The organism is Salegentibacter flavus, from assembly GCF_900115145.1.
Lineage (GTDB): Bacteria > Bacteroidota > Bacteroidia > Flavobacteriales > Flavobacteriaceae > Salegentibacter > Salegentibacter flavus.
Window position 1 is genome coordinate 34,571 of record NZ_FOVL01000001.1, and the last position, 17,282, is coordinate 51,852.

Sequence of the window (17,282 nt, forward strand, 5' to 3'; positions counted from 1 at the left end):
ATGGAAAAGGCTACGCTAAAACTCACACGAAAGATTCAGCTAGTGGTGGACCTGCCTACCAAAGAAGAAAGAAAGGAGGCCCTGGATAAACTTTACCAGTGGCAGAACCGCTGCTTCAGAGCCGCCAATCTTATCGTTTCCCATCTCTATGTGCAGGAAATGATCAAAGAATTTTTTTATTTATCAGAGGGGATAAAGTATAAATTGGCTGATGAAAAAAAAGACGAGGACGGAATCTTGCAACGCTCCCGAATCAATACCACCTACCGGGTGGTATCAGATCGCTTTAAAGGTGAAATCCCTACAAACATATTGTCAAACCTGAACAGGACTTTAATTTCTTCCTTCAATAAAAACAGGCCGGAATACTGGAGAGGCGAACGCTCACTAAAGAACTTCAGGAGGGACATGGCTTTTCCGTTTAGCCTGGAGGGCATCAGCGGATTATCCTATAATGAAGAGAAAAAGGTCTTTTGTTTTCGTTTATTTCAAATACCATTTCGAACTTATTTAGGAACAGATTATACAGACAAACCAAAGTTGTTGCAGCGAGTAGTACAAGGGGAAATCAAGCTTTGTACTTCCCATATCAAATTGAAAGATGGCAAAATCTTCTGGCTTCCGGTTTTTGAAATTGAAAAAGAAAAGCAAAGCCTAAAACCGGAAGTAATCGCGGAGGCTTCTTTGTCTCTGGAATATCCCATTGTAGTGAAAACCGGTAAAGCCAAACTTAGCATTGGCACCAGGGAAGAGTTTTTACACCGAAGGTTAGCGATACAAGCAGCCTGTAAAAGAGCACGGGTTGGAGCAACCTATTCCAGATCAGGCAAAGGGCGCAAAAGAAAAACAAAAGCAGTAACCAAGTTTTGTAATACGGAGCGTAATTATGTACATCATCGCATCCACGTATACAGCAGGAGGTTAATCAACTTTTGCATTAAACACCAGGCCGGGACGCTAATTCTATTAAATCAGCAGGACAAGATCGGGATAGCCAAAGAGGAGGAATTTGTACTGAGAAACTGGAGCTATTATGATTTAATGACTAAAATAAAGTACAAGGCCGAAAAAGCAGGCATTGAACTTATAATAGATTGAGGAAATAATTACGAGGGTGCTTGTACACCCGTAAGGTGAGGTCGATAATCACACTCACTAAATGCGAAGAGCATATACAACGCGTGGGCTCACTTATTTTTGCATTGGATTATTTGCTAAAGCAAAGCTGTTAGTTTGTCTATAAAAATATTGCTTACTCATTTTATAATCTTTTTAGTTCGATCGATATGTAATAACTGGTGTTTAATGTTGTATGCATAGTTTTAGGGTTATACATTTTTATATAGCTTATCAAACTACTACTCTCTTTCAAGATATGACATATTTATCATTTCAATTTTTCCATCTGCCCATACTTCATTATGGAAAATATATTTATCACCCATTGTGTAAAGCCTGAATCTATACTCTTTATCTTCAAAGGTTCCTTTGAGATAGTAAACATTTCCTTCGCGTTTACCGCTAGCTTTAAAATCACCTTGCTGCATTATGATCTTGTCTCCATGAATAATCAGGAGCATTTCTTTGGTTAAATCTTTTCCGTCTTTAAAATCATGGGCCGTTATAGTCAGTGTGGAGTCATTTTTAATATGCATTGTTTCTTTGTAATCCTGCTTTGAAACGGCTTGGTTGGATGAAACAAGAATGGAGTAATTATGCCATTTGCCCTCAAGAAAGGATACAATTTCATTTGGCTTTTGAATACTGTCCTGGGCTATCGTTTGACATATAGCCATCAATAAGATGATTGTACTTAAAATTATTTTTTTCATTGCATCTTCTTTTTGTGAAACTCCATATTTTTATAATCATTCTGTATTGGAATGTAAGCTTCTATTTCTAAACATTCATCTAGAAACTCAATGTTTATAGTATTCCAAGGTGGTGTACCTCTTAAACCTTCAAATAGTTCTTTATTAATTGGAACCAAGGTGAAAGCTTCCCCTACCTCAAAAACTCCAGCGAAGTCTCACAAATAGAATATTCCCTAATGTCTGATAATCTTCAAATTCAAAGAAAGACTGCCCTGTGAAATTAAGATCCCAGTTTGTGGCGACAGAATAATCCAGGCTTGGTATTATAATTGCTGAATGCCTGGTTGGTGAGTAAATACTGCTAAATGCCCATCTGAAAATTGGGGTGAATTCATTTGCCAGTTGCAGAAAACCTGAATATTTAAATGGCATTAAATTTTTCGCGCTTAAACTGGTATACAACAAGTTTTCTACGTTGCCAGACGAACTCTCGGCACTACTGTTATAAAGAACCGAACCGTATATGTACAATCCTTCTTTAAAACCATAATCTACAGATACCGAGCTGCTCAACACATTTTCTGAATCCAAATACCCCTCATAAGGAACAAAATATGAGATCTCTCCTTTAAAACCAGCTTCTTTTAAGTTTCCAGCCCAACCGGCTCCAATTACCCAGTCCTTTTTGTAAACGCCCGTGATCAGCTGTATATCATAAGAAGCCTTATTAAACTTATACATTGCCGCAATTATTTTATCATCGGCGCTTTTTCCTTTTTTGGCAGCGACTTCAATCTTACTAAAATCACCTGTATAATATTGAACTCTTATCGCATCACTGCCTGGTCGTTCCTCATAATCAAAATCTAAAAAATTATAGGTATTGAAGATATCATTGGGATTCCAGATCAAATTCATCCCCCAGTTAACGCGCTGTCTTCCTACAGTAATATCCCAGTCGCCATTGGTGTAATTAATTAAAGCCCTGTCTATGGTGGAATTAAAAAGAAGGTCTCTGTTGTCAATTATATTCCAGGAAAGATCTGCAATACCATTGTCCTGCGAAATGTATCCCGAAAAACCGGGTATATTCTGAACATTGTCACCGTAAAAGACTCTGTTCCTGACTTCTAACCTTGCTGTGAGTGAATTTGAAGGGATATATTTAAAATTCAATCTGTTGTGTAAAAGCGTTGTCCACTGCAACTGTTCCAGTCTGTCTACAAAACTAAATTCGTGCAGGTTCTTAATATAACCGGTAAGAAATAGCTTTTCCTCCTTTTCCTGAGCATATATAGTTAAGGTAAATAGTAACAGATATGTTAGCAAAAACCTTTTCATGGCGATCAGGTGGGCGTTTGTTGTACATCTGAATCTACCTTACCATCAACCAGTGTTATTACGCGTCTAGCTTTTTTGATCACTCTCTGGTCATGGGTAGAAAACAAAAAAGTGATATTCTCTTCTTTGTTAAGTTTGGCCATAATGTTCAGTAAATTAGCAGCCGATTTGGAGTCCAGGTTTGCCGTAGGTTCATCTGCCAGTATTATTTTTGGTTTTGAAGCCAATGCTCTGGCAACGGCAATTCGTTGTTGCTGTCCGCCCGAAAGTTCTCCTGGCTTACTATCTATCTTATCCTCAAGATCTACTTCTTCCAGTAAGCTTAATACCCTTTTTTCGCGCTCTTTTTTGGGCATATGCTGCAATTGCAATACAAAACCCACATTTTCTTTTGCAGTAAGCACCGGGATCAGATTAAACGCCTGAAATACAAAGCCAATATTGTGCAGTCTGAAATCTATTAATTTGTTCTCTGAAAGTTCGGTTAATTCAACACCGTCTATGATTACACTTCCTTTTGTGGGTTCATCCAGGCCACCCATCATATTCAGTAATGTAGATTTACCTGATCCTGAAGGGCCAACCAGGGCGACAAACTCCCCCTCCTCTATATGTACGTGTACATCCTGAACCGCGTAAACCGGCACTTTCTCCGGGTTATATGTTTTAGTCACATTATGCGCGTCTATAATTGTCTTTGCCATCACTTTAAATTTTACGTATTGCTTCAGAAGGATTTAATTGCAGGGCTTTATAGGCAGGATAAATTGCCGATAATATGGCCGTGATAAGGCACATGGTCACGATAATCATATATTTTTCCTGGTCTAAGGCCGGATAGATCATTGAACTGAAACCATAGGATGCCAGGCCTTCAGAAAACATAGAAATATCTATTCCTGTTCTTCCTAATATGGTCACTGTTAACCAGCCCATGAGCAGACCAATGGGACAACCCATCAGTGTTAAATAAATGGTTTCCAGCATGATCATGAAAAATATCTTCCGCTTGTTTAAGCCAATTGCCATCAACATCCCTAGTTCTCTAATTCGCTCTAATACAGACATTAACATCGTGTTTACTATACCAAAGGTTAGAGCAAGCAAAATGAGCCCGCTAATGATATAGGTATACAGGTTGAAGGATTCTATAATAAGGTCCAGTTCAGGAGCTAGCTGTCTCCAGTCTTCGACCTTCGCATTAGGAACCAGCGTTTTGCTATAATTTGTAATGCTGTCCAGTTGTTCTTCATCTTTTATTAAAATGGCTATTTCATTCGTCTCAGAAGGCTTTAAATCTAGCAACTCCCGTAAATGCTCCTGCTTTACATACACATTCACTTCATCTAAAGAAATGTTCTTAGATCTGTAAATCCCTCCAACCCTGAAAGCTGCTGAAACTATTTCAGAGTTCACATTGGTAAAGGTTAATACCACTTTGCTTTTAAGTTTCAGCTTATGTTTTTTAGCCAGTTTCTGGCCAATCAGGATTTCATTGTCCTTGCCGGATCCAAAATATACGCCTTCAATAAGGTTTTGGTCTAATCCTATCTGGTTAGTTTCTGAAACCGGATTGATCCCGTATATGGTTACACCACTGGCAGTGGTTGTAGATGTTATCATCCCGGTTGCAATAACCCGGGAACTTACGGATGCAATTCGGTTATCAGACTCTAATTGTTTTAAGATCGAATCGGAATTCGGTATCGTGAATTTAGGGTCATTTTCCTGTTTAAAGTCCGGATTGTGTATTTGAATATGGGATAATTGCTTATAAACAGATTCGTTGATATTGTTCTTATACAAGCCCCAGGAAAAAGACAGAATAAAGATTCCTGCCCATATTCCAATAATGATTGAGCTTACCACCACTAAGCTTCGGGAGGTGTTCCTCCATATATTCCGCCAAGCAATCTGAAACAACATGACTAACTATTTATGGCTTCAACAGGTTTTAATCTCATCACTTTATAGCCCGGGTAAAAAGCCAATAGGATAGATAAGACCAAAACAATTAAAGTCTGAACAATAAAAATCTTCTCCTCACTGGAAAAGTATAGAATGGATTCAATGCCATAATCTTCATATACCTGCTCTATTTCGCCGGTTAAACGAATTGGATATATGGTGAACCATTTTACGACCAGAATTCCTCCAATGATACCGGCAAAGCATCCAATCAATGAGATCATTACAGATTCCAGCAAAAGGATAATGGCCAGTAAATGCTTTTTCATTCCTATGGCAATCAGGATTCCCAGTTCGTGTTTTCTTTCAAAAAGCATCATTAGCAAGGTGCCAAATAATCCGAAGGAGATAATAATATACAGGACAGCAATAATGATAAAATGTCCTGTTTTATCGGCTTCTATAAACTGGTCAAGTTCAGACAGCATTTCTTTCCAGGTCATTACCTCATATTTCTCCGGATCTATTGTTTCTTGTATAGATCTTTTCAAGCCTTGCAGATCTGTTGTTTTATTGGGCATGATAGACACCGATGATAAGCGATCTTCCGCGCCATACATATATTGTGCCTGCTTGAGTGGAATATACACCACACTGTTATTCAAATCTATAGCTCCTAATTTCACCAGGCCTTTCACCCTGTACTTCGCTGCGGCACTGCTTGCATGATAACCCTGGCCCAAAAGCACCAGGGTGTCATTTATTCCTAATTTGAGCTTAGAGGCCAAACCTTCCCCTAAAACAACCGCATTTTCATTGGGAGCTTCTATGAATTTCCCCTCAGTGATCTTTTCGTGAAGATTATTGACCCCTTTTTCTTTGTCCGGGTCTATTCCTAAAACAAGAACGCCCTTTGTTTTATCTGTATAAGATGCCAGGGCAAAGCTTTGTAAACGGGGGATAATATTCTCTACATTCGGATTTTTAAGCAACTCCTGATACAAATTTTCATCCTCCTCAAATGTGTTATCAATAGATTGCTCATCCCAATAGCCTGTCTGTTGGATCTGCAGGTAACCGGTTGAATAACTCACCACGTTATGGATCATATTATCATAGATGCCATCGGTTAAGGACCGAAAAGTAATGGCCAGCAACACCGCGAAAAATACAGAGGTCGCGGTGATGATCGTTCTGCGTTTATTACGCCAGATATTTAACCAGGCCAGTTTTAATAACATCACTTTAACTGTTTCATATTTCTTGTGGTGAAGAAATTATCTTTAATAGGATCGTCAAAAACAATATCATTGTAAATGATCACCGTACTGTTTCCTTCTTTATCAACCGGGAACATTTCTATTTTTGAAGTTATTTTTCTCCCTCCCATTTCTTTGATATCACTGGACCTCATAATATTTACCAGTTCCCCATCCTCATCGTAGAATTCAGCTTTTAACTGTAAAAAATCAACCGTATCTATCCAAACGATTACCTTTTCCCATACAATGGCTGCTGAAGGTTTAGGGATCATTTGAATTTTATAGCATTCTTTACCGGAAATAGTTTCTTTTCCCAGCAGTGTATGATCATAATCTGATACTGAAGAAGCTTCCCTTACCAGGTCGTCATTGGTAAAGTCAGTCCCCATCCAGCTTTGAGACATCATAGAGGGCGGCAATTTGATATTGCGCTCAATAGACGGGATCCAGTTCCATACTTCTTTTACTCGCTTTAAAAAAACAGTGCCCTTTTCTTTCGCGGGACTTGTAACTAAAATCATGGAATAATCATCTCCCTTGCTCCAGGCTTTTATATGCATTTCCCGGCTCCAGGTAGGTCTTATGATCTTGATGGTAATATCTGCCTGGGAGGTTTTACCACGCATGTTCTCATCTGCCTTCTTGACAATGTCTTTTGCAGAGAGCTCTTGTTGACCATATACGGTCAAGAATGGCACTATGAAAACCATAATACTCAACGTCAATTTTAGGAATAGTGAGGTTTTCATAAAGTTAAAGTTAACTGACCTTATTATTAAAAAGAATGATAATTATCACTCAAATAGCACTATAATCTTTAAGAATAACTATAATTCATTCTGCTTTATTCTTTTCTTTCAGCCTTCAATTGTTTGAATAATTCCTTAAACAAACCTCGTGCAATCAATAATTTCATTATTTCATTGGTTCCGGCATAAATTCTGGCAAATCTATTATCTGCGTACATGCGTGCAATTGGATAATCCCACATATAACCATAACCTCCAAATAACTGCAGGCATTCATTAACTACTTTATTGTGCATTTCTGTTGCTGAATATTTCGCCATTGAAGCACTTTCAGCAGTTAGTTGATGTTTTATAATAATGTACAGCGATCTAAAAAAGCCTGGTGAACCTGTAATTGTGTAGCGCATTCGGCAAGTTTAAATTGTGTGTTTTGGAATGCAGCAATCGGTTTTTTAAAGCTGTATCTTTAGAAATGACCATTTTCCAGTATCAGGTTGGAAGATGAGATAATGGTTTTTCATTCATACACGGTAATTCGTGATTATATGCAGAATAAGATTAGAAAATAATCTCCCGAGATAAACCTTTCTTTTGAAGACTATTCTTGGAATAAATAAAAAATTATTTTTTGCAATATCCCCTAATGTTTATTCATTGCAACCAGTAATCCATTTTAATCTCTCTCTTTGCTTAGACGGATGCACTATATGAATTTTGTAATTAAAACAATTGAGACAAACAACAAGATGCCAACCGCAAGGAGTGTAAACCATAATTTCCTCCTACGTGTGTCTTTCTCTCTGGCCTGAACCTGAAATTTTTGCTCAATAGCCATCCCTAACGGAATAGCGAGTCCCACAAGTAATGGTATCGATATGGCAATATTTTCTGTGATAACAAATGCTGTAATAGCTGCGGCAAATCCAATAATCGCTCCGATGACGTAACCCGCACCTTTAAAGGTTTCTGCATTCATATTTTTTGAATTTTTCATTTTATTTATTCCTTTGAAAATTAAACAATATCCCTAGACAGTCTGACAAACTTTAAAAAACAACAAAAAATCTTCTGTTTCTCCATAAGTTGGATACACACGCTGTTGGCATTTCGTTATTTATTCTTCATTTTCTGCGAAAGTCAATATATATCCATTATTGTCCAAAATCGAAAATTCTGTTGCACCATAAAATGTTTTCTCAAGTCCTTTTATGATTTTCACTTTGTCTTTTATTTTATCGTGAAATTGTCTGATTTCTTTTATTTGGATGTACAGCAATAATGAACCTCCATTTTGTCTTGATATTTCTGGTAATTCTGAACCCAAACTCTCGAATGTTTGAAACATAAAATTAACTTTCCCGCAAGTCATCATCACCCATACAAAGTTGCCTTCATCAGGAACGGTCATAGCAACTTTAAATCCTAGGGTTTTATAAAAATCAATCGTCTTGTCTATGTCGTTAACAAAAATGTTCGGTGAAAGTGAATCCATATTTTTTCAGGTTTTTAAGTCAATTTATACTGCTTGTTTTACAAGGAAGGAAACTCCTTTGCTTAAGATATCCTCTTTTGTAAATATTTTAAGGTGTCTTCGGTATTTACCTTTTCCTTCAAGGGTTCTGTTAGGATCTTCCATTAGGAATCCTTTAGAAAATTCAAGGGTGATATGTTTCTTGTTTAAGAATAATCCACTAAACATTTCATCATTTAGAAAGAATACAATGCCACCATACATTATCCTTTCGTCAGTTTTTGGGAAATGAGTAAAAATGATTTCGCGTATTTCAATGAGAGTATCAGATTTTTCAGCATCGATTAACTTTATTTCGCCCAAAAATTTTTGAACTTTTTCATTTTCAGATTTTTTCATTGAAGTTACTTGTCGATTTTTCGTTTTTAATGAATGCCAACTCGTTATATAGAGACTAAAATACCTTTTTATTAATTTTTAAAGGGGATACATGAAGTATTTCTATTCTAGGGAATTAAAAGAATAATTTTATTTCGAATTTTACTGGTTAAGTAAAAAACACATAGATCAAGATTCCATTAACTATTAGTGAACTACAAAACAGGATTAAAGCCCAGACGGGATAGGCTTTTGCATTTTGCAGGTATAATTTAAGGTCTTTCATTTCTCTGGAGTGATGCTCCAGGGCTTCTTTCACCTTTTCTTCATGCTTTTTAAATAACAGTTCGGTCGCCCTGGTATCTATTGCAATTTTTTGCTGTTGAATTTTCTCCAGTTTTTCCACCGTTTTTTCAAACTGGCTGATTTCTGCAACCAGCAATTCACTAAGTTGTTCTAATTTGGTCATAACTTTTAATTTATTATCACATTCCCATATCCAGACCTTTTGAGATTGTTTTCTTAATTATTTGTTTTGCTATAGCTTTAACCATCCCGGTAGAAAGCTCTACCGTTTTCCCGGCCAGGTTGAGCTGAGTATTTTCTTTAAGGAAGCTGGACATACTTTTCTCTGAAGCCAGGCTTTTTCCAATATTACCCCCGGTCATCGAACGGTGTATCTCACTTCCTTTCAGGTTATAATTATCAAACTCAAACCTAAACCCCTGAAGTTTATTCGCTTTATTGATCGAAGGAATAACCTTAACCCCGTTGGTTTCCATTGCTTTAATATAGGCGGGGAAAGTACGTGGCTTAAACTGCCTTATCGTTAAGTCGTGCCGTCTCTTAATCTCCGTTCTAATGGCCAGGAGGTTATGTTCTTTCTCCCACTGCACCTGTTTCACCGTAGTTAGCTGCATTTTTTCCGCTACTTTCTCTGCAGCCTGCTGACTTCGTTTTCCTATAAAACTATCCTTGTAGGCCTGACCTTGAAAATCAATGCGGTTAACATACAGATGAATATGTTTATGGGATTTATCCTGATGAACAAAAGCAATCGCCTGGCGATCTTTTAGATTCATCTCCTTCATGAAATCCTCACATATCTTCGATAAATCTTTCTTCTGGAGGTATTTCCCATCATCGATGGTGGGGCTAATCACAAAGGAGAGCGTATTCTTCTCACAATTCTGATTTAGCTCCTGGATAAACCTGAATTCTTCGGCCACCTCTTTAGGAGTCTCCCCTATAATATTTTGAGAGTAAACTATCTTAGCATCCTTCTCCTGGTTCCAACCATATGACATTGAAGCCCGGGTGTGGGAAATGGATTTGCCTTTACCGATCATCTTTTAAAGTCTTTAAGTTTAGATTTAATAGTATTGGCAAGAGCATAAACCTCTTTGGCCAGCTTAGGATCTTTCCTTCGGAACATATTCCCGATGGATTTAAAGTTGTTATGAAACTTCAACAGGGTTTTATAGATCTCAATATGATCATCAGAAAGTCGCTCTTTGATCTCCTTTTCAAAAACCGCTCTTCTACAATAATCACTAATGGTAATTCCGCTGTGTTTAGCTTTGATCTTAAGGAGCTTTTTTTCATAAATCGTGCATCTGAATTTCACCAGCTCACTTTTCCCCTTAAACATCTTTTTTTTATTGCGACCACCGGGAGTAATCAAGATTGTGTCCACAGACACACATCTTGAATTGCCTTCCAAATTCCTACCGGATTCTGAAGTTTTTACTTCCCTGGAATCCTCTGTAGAAACCTCATGTTGCTGACTCTCCAGAGGTATTGGAAGGAAATATTGATCATCAGGTTTTATTTTTTTCTGAAGATCATCTTTGTTATTAAATTCTTCAGAGCCTTTCATTTTTTAATTTTTCATTCAGGTCTTCATAAGGCTTATAAGAATCACTTTTATCGGTGATATTGGGGTAAAGGTTTAAAAGCATCCCGGTGGCTTTTATTCCTGCAGGATCATTATCCAGGTAGAGAAGTACCTGTTTATATTTCGGAATCAATAATTTTATCTTTTCAATAAAAGCTAAAGAATTCAGGACAACAGCATCTGACTTCTTGACCAGCTCCTTATCCATAGAAGCCAGGGAAAGAAAATCAAACATCCCTTCCGTTATAAGTAGCTGTTTAGATCCTCTTTCAAAAAAGGAAAAGGTTTTTGGGCTACTTGAATTTTTAAAGTATTTATTTCTGAGTTCCCAACCGCCTTTATGATTCTCAAGGCCAATGGCAAAATATTGCTTGTCCTTCCAACGGTACCGAACTTGATAACAATACCGCAGTGCTATTTTAACGGGAATTCTCCTGGATTTTAAATAATTTATTAATGCAGCATGACTCAGAGGTTCCACAGCTGTAATTTGAATTTTTCTTTTTTTTAAATGCTGTTTTTTGGGTGGATTGAAATAGGGGGTTACTGTATCTTGCTGTAATAATTGTAAAGCCTCTTTAACCTCACAGTCGTTCATAAGGCATACCAGATCAATTAGATTCCCTCCTTTTCCTATTCCGAAGTCATACCAGCTGTTGCGTATTTTAGAAACCTTAAAAGAGGCCTGTGTTTCTGACCGTAGGGGACTCAGAAACCAGGCTTCTTTTTCCGTTGTGCGGCTGGGAAAGTGCCCCAACTTTGCGAGGCTTTTGACGATGCAAATGTTGCGGGCTTTTTCACAGCTTAATCTTTCTTTTTTCATCAGCATTTTTTTTAAATAGTATTAGTTCTGTTTGTGATTTTGAATTCCTATCTCATTTTCGGCATCATTAGTTTTTGATGACAGTTTGATGACATTTTGATGACAGCCTAAACCCTTGCTATCACTGGTCTAATCTTATTCTGTCATCAATCATCAAAAAATAGAAGGAATTAAAACCCTTTTCTTTCAAAAGCAGCCTTCATTTTGATGAGATGATGACAGCGCACGGGAGCCCCTGTAAACACTGGCGATTCTCCGGCATCATTTTGTCATCAGTTCATCATTTTTTCCTTCGGGAGCCCTAATTCAGCCAGGTTGCTGCTCTGGAAAATTTTCTGTCAGAAACATTTTATTTATAGTGAAATAGCGCCCTTTGCCATCTGTGAAAGTGGTGCTTCCATCACCCCAAATGGTGAACTTTTGATACTTATGAGAATTGGGCTGGCTCTCTAGCTTCCAGTCCTTCTTTAGTATTTTTCGTATTTGTGTAAGATCGGTGCGAAGCCTGGTTTTACCTATGGCATTCAGGGCATCCATAGGACAAATGTTGACCTCTTCCAGGTCGTGATTTTCCATGACCATTAATAGAATATTGGCTAGCTCTTTTTCAATCCGGTTTTTATTATGCTGAACCAGTTTGCGTAATGCAGGTGTTTCTATTTGTTCAGCAGAAAACCACATCCGGGTTTGGTGGCTAGTTGATAGTTTTCGATTTTTCAGGTAAAACAGGAAAGCCGGGATTTCTGCTCTCAGAGTTTCTAAAAAGTCAGTATGTTCCTTTTTGATACAAGGGACTTTGATGACCCAAAACCGTGTTTCGTGATGATCGATTTTAATAAAATTCTCTTCGTTATTGCTGCACAGGACAAACTTTCCGAAGAACTCCACTTCACGTTTATCTTTTCCTTTGGCCTCAAGCTTATTGATATTGGTGGTACTTAGATATTTGATTCTTTCGGTAAGCTCTTCTTTATTGAATAGCACTTCATCAATACAGATCAGCAATTTATTGGCCCAATCGGAATTAAACTGACTGGTAAAGCTATCATTGGTGAGGTAGGTAAGGTTGTTTTCGAATATGAGCTTTAACCACTTCAGAAAAGTGCTTTTTCCGGTAGAGCGTTCTCTGGAGACCAGGCAAAGGATGGGGAGGATCTGGATAGGTTTTATAAATAAAAGCTGCAGGTAATCCAGGCCCAACTCATAGTGATCGCCAAAGATATGGCGGACGAATTCCAGGGATACTAGGCAATTCCCTTCTTCTAATTTATGGCTAAGTGGGGCATAGGTATTATAGAAGTTATAATGTGAATATTTAAAGTTTATATGATCAGGAATACAGGTAAAGCCATCGAATTTTGGAATTGCGGCCAGATAGGTTTTACCATGATCTTGTCTAATGGTCTCAATATTCCAGGAAACCAGGGATTCATTTACCTGGCCTGAAATACTGGGTGTTTTTACCAATTTGTAATACTGAGTTCCAACTCTGATATATGAGTTCGGATTCTTCATTGATGAAATTAAATCATTAGCTATAATAACTGGTTAATAGTTAAATAAATTTACAAAAATGAATTAAAAAATGAATATAAAATACCAATAATTTAATTTGAATAAGAATAATGTAATTTGATATATCGAAATGTATTTTTGTAACGGTAAGAGATATCATTTGGTATAAAATGACCTTTTTAGGGTTAGAACCTAAAAATGGAAATCTCATAGAAAAATGAGGGAAACTGAAGAATTATGACAAATTCTCGAAATAGTCGCCTAAAATTTATTCAATTCAGCATAAAATTATCCCGTTATAGATCAGGACGAAAGATGGTTTTCTGCTATTTATTTTTTGATTCAGATTCCAGAAAATTGAACATAAAAAAAGGCGGATAAATCATCCACCTTTTTGCCCCAAATCTACCATGAACTTAACCTACTTATGTTATGGCCTTGCGAACATAAGAAGAAAGGAGGCACTGCAAAAAACTTTCAGCCCAACAACTTAAATACTTGGTGAATGCCTTCTTTGATAAACGATTTGTAGGAAAATTCTTATATTCAGGGGTAGTCCACAACATTTAAGAATGGAAGCGTGTAGGATGAATAGAAAAAAACCTGGTTATATTTTATTTGTTCTCTTTGGCAGCCATTCGTCCTCTTAGATTATTCATATCCTCACTTAACCTGTTATCTAAAATTTTTGCGTAATGCTGGGTGGTTTTTAATGATCTATGACCAAGCATTTTGCTTACACTTTCAATAGGTACCCCATTTGAAAGTGTAACTGTTGTAGCGAATGTATGTCTTGCCATATGGAAAGTCAGGTTCTTATTAATTTCGCACACGTCGGCAATTTCCTTTAAATAACTATTGGTTTTTTGATTTGAAAATACAGGAAGCAATGTTCCTTTAGGATTTTCAAAATTCTTATATTTTTTTATTATCTCTTCCGGAACAGTTAAAAGTGGAATACTACTAAGAGACTTGGTTTTTGTCCTCTTAACTTTAATCCATTGGGTGCCATCAACACCTATAATAATATCATTAGAAGTAAGTTTGGAAACATCAGAGTATGACAAACCGGTGTAACAAGAGAAAAGAAAGATATCTCTTACCTGTTCCATCCTGGGGATGGTGAAGCCTTTTTCCATTATTTTAATAATTTCTTCTTTCGTCAAAAACTCACGATCAATAACCTGGCGTTTAAGCTTGAAATTATAAAAAGGATCATTGTCGATCCAACCGTTGGCAACGGCAACCCGAACAATTTTTTTGAAATAGGCTAAATATTTTAAAGCTGAATTATGAGAATGGTTCAGTTCGGTTTTGAGATAGTATATAAAACTATTGATAAATTTAGTGTCAATATCTCTCACACGATAATCTTCTGCATTATAGTTAGATGAAATGAAATTAGTTAAGTGTTTTTCTGTGGTCTTGTAACGCTGAAGCGTTCTAAAAGAATAATCTTTTCCGACCAGTTTTTTCATTCTGAAATTATGGTCCTCGAACATTTGAAGAATTCCTTTTTTGGAATCGTCATTACCTATATAAATATCCTTTAATAAGGTAGCTGTAACATTTTCCCCTGAATCCTGAAGTTTTTGATATATCTCATATATACGATTCCTCATAATATCGAGATTCCTATTTATTAATTTAGCTTCCTTAGAATAGCCCTTATAACAATTGGCTTTTGAATTCCATTTGTTCAATTCCACTTTTCTCATTGCGCTGACTTCAGCTCGTTTCCCATTATAGGTAATTCTCATATAAATGGGTACTTTTCCTTGTTTGTCAACTTTTCGTCTCTTGATATAGAAGAGAATAGATAGTAAATTCTGCATAATGGTCTCCTTTAGATGGCTAAATTTAACCAATTATATTTAATTTAAACACCTGTAAATATCGGTATATCAAACCATTGCACCCTATTCGGTGACCTATTTTTGAAACTCAAAAAGGTCACCGAATAGGACACTTTTCATACCTATTTAAATGATATTATTTGATATCGTAAAAAATGAAAAAACCCCATAAACAGTAAAGTTTATGGGGTTTTGGCTTCATTTGAAGTCTTAAAAGTACTCGAGGCGGGAATCGAACCCGCACGACCGAAGTCACTGGATTTTGAATCCAGCGCGTCTACCAATTCCGCCACTCGAGCGTAGTGGAGCGCAAAAGTATAAAAAATTTCCATTTTAGAAACCAGAAATTTTAATTTTTAAGGGGGGTTATACGCTTTTCAACAAGTTGTATAAAATATTTCATAAGCAGTTGCGCGTTAGGGCTTCTAAACAGATATAATTTTTAAATTTGCTGCGCACAGTTTTAATAACACTTAACAACACAACACCATGTCTAATTTCTACCCCGAGGCAAAGATCTTTAATTGCACCCAAAGCAGGGAACTTGCTGAAAAAATTGCCGCTTCCTATGGGTCTAAACTCGGAAATGTAATTACTTCCACCTACAGCGATGGCGAATTTCAGCCTTCTTTTGAAGAATCGGTTCGCGGTTCACGGGTTTTTATCATCGGGTCAACCCACCCGGGTGCAGACCATCTTATGGAAATGCTTTTAATGCTTGATGCCGCCAAACGCGCTTCAGCCAGGCATATCACAGCGGTAATTCCATATTTTGGATGGGCAAGACAAGACCGAAAAGACAAACCCCGGGTACCTATCGCAGCAAAAATGGTTGCCAGTATTCTGGAAACCGCAGGAGCTACAAGAATTATCACCATGGACCTCCATGCTGACCAGATCCAGGGATTCTTTGAGAAACCTGTAGATCATCTTTTTGCCTCTACGGTATTTCTTCCTCATTTAAGAGCGCTGAATCTAAATAATCTAACCATCGCTTCTCCCGATATGGGAGGTTCAAAAAGAGCTTATGCTTATTCCAAAGCCTTAGAAAGCGATGTAGTGATTTGTTATAAACAGCGGGCCAAGGCCAATAAAATATCCCATATGGAATTGATTGGAAATGTAGAAGGCAAGAATGTAGTGTTAGTAGACGATATGGTAGACACCGCAGGAACCCTGACTAAAGCCGCCGATGTGATGATGGAGCGCGGCGCAATAAGCGTTCGTGCTATTTGTACCCACCCGGTGCTTTCTGGCGAGGCCTACGAACGTATTGAAAACTCTAAACTGCAGGAATTGATCGTCACCGATTCTATTCCTCTTAAAAAGAAAAGCAAGAAGATTAAAGTAGTAACCTGTGCCGATCTTGTGGCAGATGTGATGAAACGGGTTCATGAGAATGAGTCTATTAGCTCAAAATTTATAATGTAGTTCAATATTTGTCGAAAGAATAAAGGCTTTCCCAAATAATTCATTTTTAAGTTTTTAATAGCCGCAAAAAAGTTTACTTTTGCAGCCTAAAATTTTTCAACAATGAAATCAATTACGATCAACGGATCTAAAAGAGAAAGCGTAGGAAAGAAAGCCACTAAGGCCCTGCGTAATGCTGGACAGGTTCCTTGCGTATTATACGGGGGAGATGCCAAGCCGTTGCATTTTGCAACAGAAGAAATTTCGTTTAATAAGCTTGTGTACACCGCCGATGTGCATACTGTGAAAATTAAGTTTGATGATGGTGATAAATTTAACGCCATTCTTCAGGACATTCAATTTCACCCGGTTACCGATGCTATTTTGCACGTAGATTTCTACCAGATTAGTCAGGATAAACCAATCACTATGGAAATTCCTATCCATACCGAAGGTGTAGCGAGAGGAGTTAAAAATGGAGGTGTTTTACGTTATAACTTGCGTCGTTTGAAGGTAAGAGGTTTGGCTAACGAATTGCCAGATTATATTACTGCAGACGTAACCAAGCTTAAAATTGGTCAGAAACTATACGTTACTGAAGTAGCCGATGAAAGTTTTGAAATTCAACATCCGGATAACACGGTAATTTGTCAGGTAAGAACATCTCGTAACATCGTTGCTATTGAAGACGAAGAGGAAGATGAAGTGCCAGCAGACGAAGTACCAGCAACTGAATCTGAAGATGAAGCTGCAGTGAAAGAAGGAGGAGAGAATTAATCTTTCCATTTTCAACAAAAACATAAAAGCATCCCAAACGGGGTGCTTTTTTTATTTAGGAACAGCCTGTGCTTTTTGAAG

The 17,282-nt window shown here is 37.3% G+C and carries 19 protein-coding genes and 1 tRNA gene; 3 read left to right on the forward strand and 17 right to left on the reverse strand.

Going from position 1 to position 17,282, the window contains the following annotated elements:
* Positions 1-1,098: a hypothetical protein gene (locus BM266_RS00175; protein WP_093404363.1), complete on the forward strand. Its 1,098-nt coding sequence runs from the start codon at positions 1-3 to the stop codon at positions 1,096-1,098.
* 260 nt (positions 1,099-1,358) lie between these two features.
* Here BM266_RS00175 and BM266_RS00180 read toward each other — a convergent pair whose 3' ends face one another.
* From BM266_RS00180 to BM266_RS00260, 17 genes are all read right to left on the reverse strand, one after another.
* Positions 1,359-1,832, reverse strand: a complete 474-nt coding sequence (locus tag BM266_RS00180) for a hypothetical protein (RefSeq protein ID WP_093404366.1) — start codon at positions 1,830-1,832, stop codon at positions 1,359-1,361.
* 177 nt (positions 1,833-2,009) lie between these two features.
* Entirely contained in the window at positions 2,010-3,155 is a 1,146-nt protein-coding gene (locus BM266_RS00185; RefSeq protein WP_093404368.1) for a hypothetical protein, read from the reverse strand.
* A 5-nt stretch (positions 3,156-3,160) separates the two neighbouring features.
* Positions 3,161-3,859: an ABC transporter ATP-binding protein gene (locus tag BM266_RS00190; RefSeq protein ID WP_093404371.1), complete on the reverse strand. Its 699-nt coding sequence runs from the start codon at positions 3,857-3,859 to the stop codon at positions 3,161-3,163.
* A gap of 4 nt (positions 3,860-3,863) precedes the next feature.
* Positions 3,864-5,081 carry an ABC transporter permease gene (locus BM266_RS00195; protein WP_093404374.1) on the reverse strand — a complete coding sequence of 406 codons (1,218 nt, stop codon included), beginning with the start codon at positions 5,079-5,081 and terminating at the stop codon, positions 3,864-3,866.
* A 2-nt stretch (positions 5,082-5,083) separates the two neighbouring features.
* Positions 5,084-6,304 carry an ABC transporter permease gene (locus tag BM266_RS00200; protein WP_093404376.1) on the reverse strand — a complete coding sequence of 407 codons (1,221 nt, stop codon included), beginning with the start codon at positions 6,302-6,304 and terminating at the stop codon, positions 5,084-5,086.
* Positions 6,304-7,074, reverse strand: coding sequence for an outer membrane lipoprotein-sorting protein (locus BM266_RS00205; protein ID WP_093404379.1), 771 nt, complete (start codon positions 7,072-7,074; stop codon positions 6,304-6,306). Before BM266_RS00205 ends, BM266_RS00200 begins: the two co-directional genes overlap by 1 nt.
* A gap of 95 nt (positions 7,075-7,169) precedes the next feature.
* Positions 7,170-7,481, reverse strand: a complete 312-nt coding sequence (locus tag BM266_RS00210) for an acyl-CoA dehydrogenase family protein (protein ID WP_245760353.1) — start codon at positions 7,479-7,481, stop codon at positions 7,170-7,172.
* 296 nt (positions 7,482-7,777) lie between these two features.
* Positions 7,778-8,068 carry a hypothetical protein gene (locus tag BM266_RS00215; protein ID WP_093404381.1) on the reverse strand — a complete coding sequence of 97 codons (291 nt, stop codon included), beginning with the start codon at positions 8,066-8,068 and terminating at the stop codon, positions 7,778-7,780.
* Between the two features lie 120 nt (positions 8,069-8,188).
* Entirely contained in the window at positions 8,189-8,566 is a 378-nt protein-coding gene (locus BM266_RS00220; protein WP_093404384.1) for a VOC family protein, read from the reverse strand.
* A gap of 24 nt (positions 8,567-8,590) precedes the next feature.
* Positions 8,591-8,944, reverse strand: coding sequence for a DUF1801 domain-containing protein (locus BM266_RS00225; RefSeq protein WP_093404386.1), 354 nt, complete (start codon positions 8,942-8,944; stop codon positions 8,591-8,593).
* 148 nt (positions 8,945-9,092) lie between these two features.
* On the reverse strand, positions 9,093-9,392 hold the full coding sequence (locus BM266_RS00230) for a DUF6730 family protein (protein ID WP_093404389.1): 300 nt from the start codon (positions 9,390-9,392) through the stop codon (positions 9,093-9,095).
* Between the two features lie 16 nt (positions 9,393-9,408).
* Positions 9,409-10,272 carry a relaxase/mobilization nuclease domain-containing protein gene (locus tag BM266_RS00235; protein WP_093404392.1) on the reverse strand — a complete coding sequence of 288 codons (864 nt, stop codon included), beginning with the start codon at positions 10,270-10,272 and terminating at the stop codon, positions 9,409-9,411.
* Entirely contained in the window at positions 10,269-10,802 is a 534-nt protein-coding gene (gene mbpA, locus BM266_RS17290; RefSeq protein WP_245760354.1) for a mobilization protein MbpA, read from the reverse strand. Before mbpA ends, BM266_RS00235 begins: the two co-directional genes overlap by 4 nt.
* Complete coding sequence (locus BM266_RS00245) at positions 10,789-11,643, reverse strand: toprim domain-containing protein (RefSeq protein WP_093405279.1); 855 nt, start codon at positions 11,641-11,643, stop codon at positions 10,789-10,791. The genes mbpA and BM266_RS00245 overlap by 14 nt, the downstream gene beginning before the upstream one ends.
* 306 nt (positions 11,644-11,949) lie before the next feature.
* Positions 11,950-13,158 carry a primase-helicase family protein gene (locus BM266_RS00250; RefSeq protein WP_093404395.1) on the reverse strand — a complete coding sequence of 403 codons (1,209 nt, stop codon included), beginning with the start codon at positions 13,156-13,158 and terminating at the stop codon, positions 11,950-11,952.
* A gap of 614 nt (positions 13,159-13,772) precedes the next feature.
* Positions 13,773-14,993: a site-specific integrase gene (locus tag BM266_RS00255; RefSeq protein WP_093404398.1), complete on the reverse strand. Its 1,221-nt coding sequence runs from the start codon at positions 14,991-14,993 to the stop codon at positions 13,773-13,775.
* Positions 14,994-15,231: 238 nt separating this feature from the next.
* Positions 15,232-15,313: transfer RNA gene (locus BM266_RS00260), tRNA-Leu, on the reverse strand.
* 190 nt (positions 15,314-15,503) lie between these two features.
* Here BM266_RS00260 and BM266_RS00265 point away from each other — a divergent pair.
* Both BM266_RS00265 and BM266_RS00270 read left to right on the forward strand, forming a co-directional pair.
* The gene (locus BM266_RS00265; protein WP_093404401.1) at positions 15,504-16,445 is read left to right on the forward strand and encodes a ribose-phosphate pyrophosphokinase; all 942 of its coding nucleotides are present in this window, start codon (positions 15,504-15,506) and stop codon (positions 16,443-16,445) included.
* A 102-nt stretch (positions 16,446-16,547) separates the two neighbouring features.
* Positions 16,548-17,201, forward strand: coding sequence for a 50S ribosomal protein L25/general stress protein Ctc (locus BM266_RS00270; protein ID WP_093404403.1), 654 nt, complete (start codon positions 16,548-16,550; stop codon positions 17,199-17,201).
* The last annotated feature ends 81 nt before the right edge of the window (positions 17,202-17,282 follow it).